Below are 7,495 nucleotides of genomic sequence, written 5' to 3'. Positions count from 1 at the left end.
CAGCGCGCCCCGCTCCTTGTGGGCGAGCAGCAGCTGCCGGACCGGACCGGTGTACGGCGCGGCGGCGTGCGTCCAGGGCAGCGGGGTGGGGGCGGGCCGTGCGGTGGCCAGGGCGTGCCGGCAGGCCGGGCAGAGCTGGGTGCGCTCGCTGCCGCAGCCCGCGCAGTCGGCGGGCAGCAGGACGTCCAGCAGTCCGGCCAGTGCGTGGCCGAACGGCCCCTGGGCGGACGGCGGACGGGCGGGGGAGGGGAACGGCGGCACGGCTGCTCCTGGCGGCGGCAGGTACGGAGAGTCAGCACAGAATCGGCCGTACGGGGGGCGTTGTCCAGGTATTTACCCTTACTTCACCCACGAGAGGGTAGACAGGGTGGACCAGCTTGACCGCCCGACCGCAGTATCGGGTCATACCCTCCTTATCGCCTGGGGAGGCGAAAAACCCGTGTGAGGTGTTCGATAAGGCCCAGGGGGTTTCAAACGTCCCTGGTGGGGAGGAAGTGAGGTGAGGGCCAGTCGTTTCCGCCGCTGGCGGCGGGGACGGGGGGCCGGCAGTGGATGGGCTGGTCCAGCTGGGTCTCAGTCCGGTCCGGTAGCACCCGGATCGGCGTCAGCACGAGGGATCGGAGTTCTGCGTGGACATCGTCGTCAAGGGCCGCAAGACCGAGGTGCCCAAGAGGTTCCGCGAGCACGTGGCCGAGAAGCTGGAGAAGGTCCAGAAGTTCGACGCCAAGGCCATCAGCCTCGACGTCGAGGTGTCCAAGGAACACAACCCGCGGCAGGCCGACCGCTCCGACCGGGTGGAGATCACTCTCCGCAGCCGCGGCCCCGTGATCCGGGCGGAAGCCGCCGCCGGTGACCCGTACGCGGCGCTCGACCTGGCTTCCGCGAAGCTCGACGCGCAGCTGCGCAAGTCCGCGGACCGGCGTCGGGTGCACAAGGGCGGCGCGAACGGCCGCACCCCGATCAGCGTCGCCGAGGCGACCGCGGCCCTGGCCGCGCTGCCGGAGACGACGGCGCCGGAGGGCGAGACGAACGGCGCCGTCCGCAAGACCATGATGGGATCCCTGGAAGTGGAGGGCGAAGGCCCGCTGGTGGTCCGGGAGAAGACGCACCCGGCCGCCCCCATGGCGCTGGACCAGGCGCTCTACGAGATGGAGCTGGTCGGCCACGACTTCTACCTCTTCGTGGAGAAGGACAGTGGCCTGCCGAGCGTGGTCTACCGCCGGCACGGTTACCACTACGGCGTCATCCACCTGCAGACCGACCTCGCGGCCGGCCCGGGTGGCGGGGCGGGCGGCGCGATCGGCGGGGCCGACGACGAGGACTGACCGTCCGAACAGCGATGGAGGGGTGACCCCGGCGGCCGTGGCCGCCGGGGTCACCGGCGTTCGGGGGCGGTTGGGTTCGAGCGGCGGCACGGTTCGAACAGCGGTGCGTCGAGGGTGCGGTGCGGTTCCAACGGCGGTGCGTCGAGGGCGGTCTCGCGCCCCGGACGGACGGGTCACCCGTTGCGGGGGAATCGGCATCGGAGCGTGACCGGGGCGGCGCCGGGGCGTGGAATGATTGGCGCACGACGACCCGCGAAGGGGGAGGAGCGGATGGGGGATCACTTCGGGCTGGGGCCCGGGGTCGGGCCAGGGCTGCCGTTGGGGGCGGAGGATGAGCCCGCGTACGAGCCGCACCGGGGTGAACCGATCCGCGTGTTGGTGGTGGACGACCACGCGCTGTTCCGTCGGGGGCTGGAGATCGTCCTCGCGGAGGAGCCGGACATCAAGGTCGTCGGCGAGGCGGGGGACGGCGCCGAGGCCGTGCTGAAGGCCGCCGACCTGCTGCCCGACATCATCCTCATGGACGTCCGGATGCCGCGCCGCAGCGGGATCGAGGCCTGCACGGCGATCAAGGACGTGGCACCGAGCACCAAGATCATCATGCTGACGATAAGCGACGAGGAGGCCGACCTCTACGAGGCGATCAAGGCGGGGGCCACCGGCTACCTGCTCAAGGAGATCTCCACCGACGAGGTCGCCACCGCGATCCGCGCGGTCGCCGACGGGCAGTCGCAGATCAGCCCCTCGATGGCGTCCAAGCTGCTCACCGAGTTCAAGTCGATGATCCAGCGCCGCTCCGACGACCGGGACCTGGTGCCCGCGCCCCGGCTCACCGACCGGGAGCTGGAGGTGCTCAAGCTGGTGGCGACCGGGATGAACAACCGGGAGATCGCCAAGGAGCTGTTCATCAGCGAGAACACCGTGAAGAACCACGTGCGCAACATCCTGGAGAAGCTCCAGCTGCACTCGCGGATGGAGGCGGTGGTGTACGCGATGCGGGAGAAGATCCTCGAAATAGGGTGAGCCGGGCGGGACTTAGCGGTCCGCCAGCAGCTTCTCCAGGGTCGGGCGCAGCCGCTCGTCGTGCAGCGTCCCGACCCGCACCCCGTCGCAGCCGACCCAGTCGGCCGCCTCGCGCAGCGCCGTCGCCAGCGCCTCGACGTGCCGGGCGCCCCGCCCCGGACCGTCCAGGGAGACCTGCCGGGCGACCAGGGTGCGCCCCTCGCGGGCCGGGTCGACCCGGCCGACCAGCCGGCCGCCGGCCAGCAGCGGCATCGCGAAGTAGCCGTGCACCCGCTTGTGCTTGGGCGTGTAGGCCTCCAGCCGGTGCGTCATGCCGAAGATCCGCTCGGTGCGGGCGCGGTCCCAGACCAGCGAGTCGAACGGCGAGAGCAGCGTGGTGCGGTGGCGCCCGCGCGGGGCGGTGGCGAGGGCGGCCGGGTCGGCCCAGGCCGGGGCCGGGGCGCCGTCCGGGCCCCAGCCGGCCACCTCGACCGGGACGAGCCCGCAGTCGGCGAGCACCGGGTCCAACTGCTCGGCGCGCAGCCGGTGGTAGTCCAGCAGGTCGGCCCGGGTGGCCACGCCGAGCGCGGCGCCGGCCTGGGCGACCAGGGTGCGCACGCACTCCCCGTCCGACCGGTCCTGCTCCAACAGGGCTTCGGGGATGGCCTGTTCGGCCAGTGCGTAGACCCGCTTCCAGCTCCGGCGCTCGGTGCAGACCACGTCGCCGAAGGCCAGCGCCCGCTCGACCGCGATCTTGGTGTCGGACCAGTCCCACCACTCGGCGGTCTTCTTGGCGCCGCCCAGCTCGGTGGAGGTCAACGGCCCCTCGGCCCGCAGCTTGTCCAGCACGGCGCGGTAGGTCTCGGGCGGGACCTGGTGGCCCCAGAGGTGGCCGCGGTCGCGGTAGCGGCGGCGCCGGAAGGCGAACAGCGGCCACTCCTCGACCGGCAGGAGGCAGGCCGCGTGCGACCAGTACTCGAAGCTCGTGCCGCCGCCCCAGTACGCCGCCTCGACGGCCGGGCGGCCGACCGCGCCGAGGCGGGCGTACGGCACCAGCTCGTGCGAGCGGGCGAGCACCGAGATGGTGTCCAGCTGGACGGCGCCCAGGTGCCGCAGCACCCCGCGCACCCCGCCGCGGCGGTCCGGCGCGCCCAGCAGGCCCTGGGCGCGCAGGGCGATCCGGCGGGCGTCGTCCGCGCTGAGGACGGCGGCGGGGGCGGGGCGGGCGGCAGCGGCGGTCATGCCGGGGAGCGTAGTCCGGGGCACCGACAGCGCGGGCCCGGGTCGGGGCGGAGGGCTCAGGCCAGGTCGGAGGGCAACAGGGAGGCGATCCAGGAGTCGTGGAAGGCGCCGCGCTGCTCGGCGTACGAGCGCAGGGTGCCCTCGAAGCGGTAGCCGGCCTTCTCGGCGACCGCGCGGGAGCCGTCGTTGCCGACGTAGGCCAGCCACTCCAGGCGGCGCAGGCCCAGCTCGCGCAGGCCGTAGTGGGAGACGGCGCGCGCGGCCTCGGTGGTGTAGCCGCGGCCGCGGAACTCCTTCACGGCCCACCATCCGATCTCGGCGCAGCCCGGGTCCTGGGGGCGCAGGACGAGCCCCTGGGAGCCGACCAGGGTGCCGGACTCGCGCTCGAACACGCACCAGATCAGGTTCGCCCCGGTGCGCCGGCCCTCGATGGCGAGATCGCGTACGAAGAACTCGGCGTCCTCGCGGCGGTAGGGCGACGGGACGACCGTCCAGCGCTGGATCTCCGGATCCTGGCAGGCGGCGTAGACCGCGTCGATGTCCGACTCCTGCGGGGGGCGCAGGACCAGTCGGTCGGTGGTGAGGGCGGGAAGTTCGGCGCGAAGTTCGTCCATGAACGGATTATTCCGCCAGGGGAGGAAGGCGGGCATCCGATTATTCGCCCGCCTTGGCGTCCAACTCCACGACCCGCCGACCGTTTTGTCCCGGTGGACGGTGCTATCGGGCCATGTGCTCGCCAGGGTGACACGGGAATACCGTGCTGACGCACCTCCCGGGGGGTTGGACTCCTCGCATACGATGGCCCGTGCGGTGGGGTGGACCCGCCGTGCAGTCGTCCAGTGCCAATACAGGCAAGGAGCCCGCTCATCGTGTCCGTCTTCGACAAGATCCTGCGCGCCGGCGAGGGCAAGATCCTTCGCAAGCTGCAGCGGATTGCCGCCCAGGTCAACTCCATCGAAGAGGACTTCGTCAACCTCACCGACGCCGAGCTGCGCGCACTGACCGACGAGTACAAGCAGCGGCTCGCGGACGGCGAGACCCTGGACGACATCCTCCCCGAGGCGTTCGCCACCGTCCGTGAGGCCGCCAAGCGCGTGCTCGGCCAGCGGCACTACGACGTCCAGCTCATGGGCGGCGCCGCGCTGCACCACGGGTACGTCGCCGAGATGCGCACCGGTGAGGGCAAGACCCTCGTCGGCACGCTGCCCGCGTACCTGAACGCGCTGACGGGCAAGGGCGTCCACCTGATCACCGTCAACGACTACCTCGCCGAGCGCGACTCGGAGTGGATGGGCCGGGTGCACCGCTTCCTCGGCCTCGAAGTCGGCGTGATCCTGGCCAACATGACGCCCGCCGAGCGCAAGCGCCAGTACGGGATGGACATCACGTACGGCACGAACAACGAGTTCGGCTTCGACTACCTGCGCGACAACATGGCCTGGTCGCAGGACGAACTCGTCCAGCGCGGCCACTACTTCGCGGTCGTCGACGAGGTCGACTCGATCCTGATCGACGAGGCTCGTACCCCGCTGATCATCTCCGGCCCGGCCGACCAGGCGACCAAGTGGTACGCCGACTTCTCCAAGCTGGTGCTGCGCCTGAAGATCGACCGGGACTACGAGGTCGACGAGAAGAAGCGCACGGTCGGCATCCTGGAGGAGGGCGTCAGCCGGGTCGAGGACTACCTGGGCATCGACAACCTCTACGAGTCGGTGAACACCCCGCTGGTCGGCTTCCTGAACAACGCCATCAAGGCGAAGGAGCTGTACAAGCGGGACAAGGACTACGTCGTGATGAACGGCGAGGTCATGATCGTCGACGAGCACACGGGCCGCATCCTGGCCGGCCGCCGCTACAACGAGGGCATGCACCAGGCGATCGAGGCCAAGGAGGGGGTGGAGGTCCAGAACGAGAACCAGACCCTGGCCACCATCACCCTGCAGAACTTCTTCCGCCTGTACGACAAGCTCGCGGGCATGACCGGTACCGGCACCACCGAGGCCGCCGAGTTCCACCAGATCTACAAGCTCGGCGTGGTGCCGATCCCGACCAACAAGACGCCGCTGCGCATCGACCAGCCCGACCTGATCTACAAGTCGGAGCCGGCCAAGTTCGCCGCCGTGGTCGAGGACATCGCCGAGAAGCACGAGAAGGGCCAGCCGGTGCTGGTCGGCACCGTGTCGGTCGAGAAGTCCGAGTACCTGTCGCAGGAGCTGCGCAAGCGCGGCATCCCGCACGAGGTGCTGAACGCCAAGCACCACGAGCGCGAGGCGCAGATCGTCGCGCAGGCCGGCCGCAAGGGCGCCGTCACCGTCGCCACCAACATGGCCGGCCGCGGCACCGACATCATGCTGGGCGGCAACTCCGACCACCTCGCGGCGGCCGAGCTGGCGCAGCGCGGGCTCACCCCGACGGACACCCCGGAGGAGTACGAGGCCGCCTTCCCGGCCGCGCTGGAGAAGGCCAAGGCCTCGGTGAAGGCCGAGCAGGACGAGGTCAAGGAGGCCGGCGGCCTCTACGTCCTCGGCACCGAGCGGCACGAGTCCCGCCGGATCGACAACCAGCTGCGCGGCCGCTCCGGCCGTCAGGGCGACCCGGGCGAGTCCCGCTTCTACCTGTCGCTGGGCGACGACCTGATGCGCCTGTTCAAGGCCGGCATGGTCGAGCGCGTGCTCTCGATGGCCAATGTCCCCGAGGACGTGCCGATCGAGTCCAAGATGGTCACCCGCGCCATCGCCTCCGCGCAGACCCAGGTCGAGCAGCAGAACTTCGAGATCCGCAAGAACGTCCTCAAGTACGACGAGGTGCTCAACCGCCAGCGCGAGGTCATCTACGGCGAGCGCCGCCGGGTGCTGGAGGGCGAGGACCTCCAGGAGCAGGTCGGCCACTTCATGGACGACACCGTCGAGGCGTACGTCCGCGCGGCCACCGGCGAGGGCTTCGAGGACGACTGGGACCTGGACAAGCTCTGGACCGCGCTCAAGCAGCTCTACCCGGTCACCCTGGACCTGGAGGAGCTGGAGGAGGAGGCCGGCGGTCCGGCCGGGCTGACCCCCGAGTTCCTGATCAAGTCCGTCCAGGAGGACATCCAGGGCCAGTACGGCGCCCGCGAGGACCAGCTGGGCGCGGAGATCATGCGCGAGCTGGAGCGCCGGGTCGTGCTGTCGGTGCTGGACCGCCGCTGGCGCGAGCACCTCTACGAGATGGACTACCTCCAGGAGGGCATCGGCCTGCGGGCCATGGCGCAGCGCGACCCGCTGGTCGAGTACCAGCGCGAGGGCTTCGACATGTTCACCGCGATGATGGAGGGCATCAAGGAGGAGTCCGTCGGCTACCTGTTCAACCTGGAGGTCCAGGTCGAGCAGCAGGTCGAGGAGGTCCCGGTCGAGGACGCCCAGGTGGCGCTCGACAAGCTGGAGAAGGACGCCGCCCGCCCGGAGATCAAGGCCAAGGGCCTGGAGGCCCCGAAGCCGCAGCGGCTGCACTACACGGCCCCCTCGGACGAGGTCGGCGGCGGTGTCATCGAGGGCGACTTCGACGACCTCGCGCCGGAGGACGAGGGCGACGGGATGACCCGCGCCGAGCGCCGCAAGGCCGCCAAGTCGGCCAAGGGCCGCCGCCGCAAGGGCTGAGCCGGCCGCCGGCCACCAGCCAGGACGCCACGCAGGGCGCCGTTCCCGGACCGGGACGGCGCCCTGCGCCGTTCCGTACCGCCGGGCGTGTGGTCCGTACCGGCGGGTGTGCGGCGGGGCGCTCACCGGGCCTCCACGGCGGTGCACTGCCACTGCCCGGCCGGGCCGCGCTGCTCCAGCCGGAAGGCCACCATGTGGTGGCGCCGGCCGAGGTCGACCCGCACGCAGGCCTCGACCGCGTCGGGTGAGGGCGAGCGGTCGTGCACCGGGCCGAGCCGGGGCCGGTCGGCGGGG

The 7,495-nt window shown here is 71.3% G+C and carries 6 protein-coding genes and 1 pseudogene; 3 read left to right on the top strand and 4 right to left on the bottom strand.

The window, feature by feature from the left end; all coding sequences use genetic code 11:
* Positions 1–261: pseudogene (locus AE652_RS30430) on the bottom strand (ComF family protein); the annotation flags it as partial.
* A gap of 368 nt (positions 262–629) precedes the next feature.
* Between AE652_RS30430 and hpf the strand changes: the two are divergent.
* Both hpf and AE652_RS30420 read left to right on the top strand, forming a co-directional pair.
* The gene (hpf, locus tag AE652_RS30425; protein WP_049657308.1) at positions 630–1,325 is read left to right on the top strand and encodes a ribosome hibernation-promoting factor, HPF/YfiA family; all 696 of its coding nucleotides are present in this window, start codon (positions 630–632) and stop codon (positions 1,323–1,325) included.
* A 270-nt stretch (positions 1,326–1,595) separates the two neighbouring features.
* On the top strand, positions 1,596–2,348 hold the full coding sequence (locus tag AE652_RS30420) for a response regulator transcription factor (protein ID WP_082346073.1): 753 nt from the start codon (positions 1,596–1,598) through the stop codon (positions 2,346–2,348).
* A gap of 12 nt (positions 2,349–2,360) precedes the next feature.
* Here the strand turns inward: AE652_RS30420 and AE652_RS30415 are convergent, their stop codons facing one another.
* Both AE652_RS30415 and AE652_RS30410 read right to left on the bottom strand, forming a co-directional pair.
* Complete coding sequence (locus AE652_RS30415) at positions 2,361–3,569, bottom strand: winged helix-turn-helix domain-containing protein (protein WP_082346072.1); 1,209 nt, start codon at positions 3,567–3,569, stop codon at positions 2,361–2,363.
* A gap of 56 nt (positions 3,570–3,625) precedes the next feature.
* A complete protein-coding gene (locus AE652_RS30410; RefSeq protein ID WP_049657307.1) occupies positions 3,626–4,183 on the bottom strand; it encodes a GNAT family N-acetyltransferase in 558 nt (185 codons plus the stop codon).
* Positions 4,184–4,438: 255 nt separating this feature from the next.
* On the opposite strand from AE652_RS30410, the gene secA reads away from it, so the two are divergent.
* The gene (secA, locus tag AE652_RS30405) at positions 4,439–7,201 is read left to right on the top strand and encodes a preprotein translocase subunit SecA (RefSeq protein ID WP_049657305.1); all 2,763 of its coding nucleotides are present in this window, start codon (positions 4,439–4,441) and stop codon (positions 7,199–7,201) included.
* 122 nt (positions 7,202–7,323) lie between these two features.
* Here secA and AE652_RS49565 read toward each other — a convergent pair.
* The coding region (locus AE652_RS49565; RefSeq protein ID WP_369808344.1) for an Rv3235 family protein at positions 7,324–7,495 on the bottom strand (172 nt) is incomplete at its 5' end.

This window comes from Kitasatospora sp. MY 5-36 (assembly GCF_001182915.1).
Classification (GTDB): domain Bacteria; phylum Actinomycetota; class Actinomycetes; order Streptomycetales; family Streptomycetaceae; genus Kitasatospora.
This window is presented reverse-complemented; position numbering and strand designations above follow the sequence as displayed.

Excerpts from the sequence above, each read along its gene's own strand:
- AE652_RS30420 (WP_082346073.1), top strand. The coding sequence starts at position 1,596 with ATGGGGGATCACTTCGGGCTGGGGCCCGGGGTCGGGCCAGGGCTGCCG.
- AE652_RS30410 (WP_049657307.1), bottom strand. The coding sequence starts at position 4,183 with ATGGACGAACTTCGCGCCGAACTTCCCGCCCTCACCACCGACCGACTG.
- AE652_RS30415 (WP_082346072.1), bottom strand. The coding sequence starts at position 3,569 with ATGACCGCCGCTGCCGCCCGCCCCGCCCCCGCCGCCGTCCTCAGCGCG.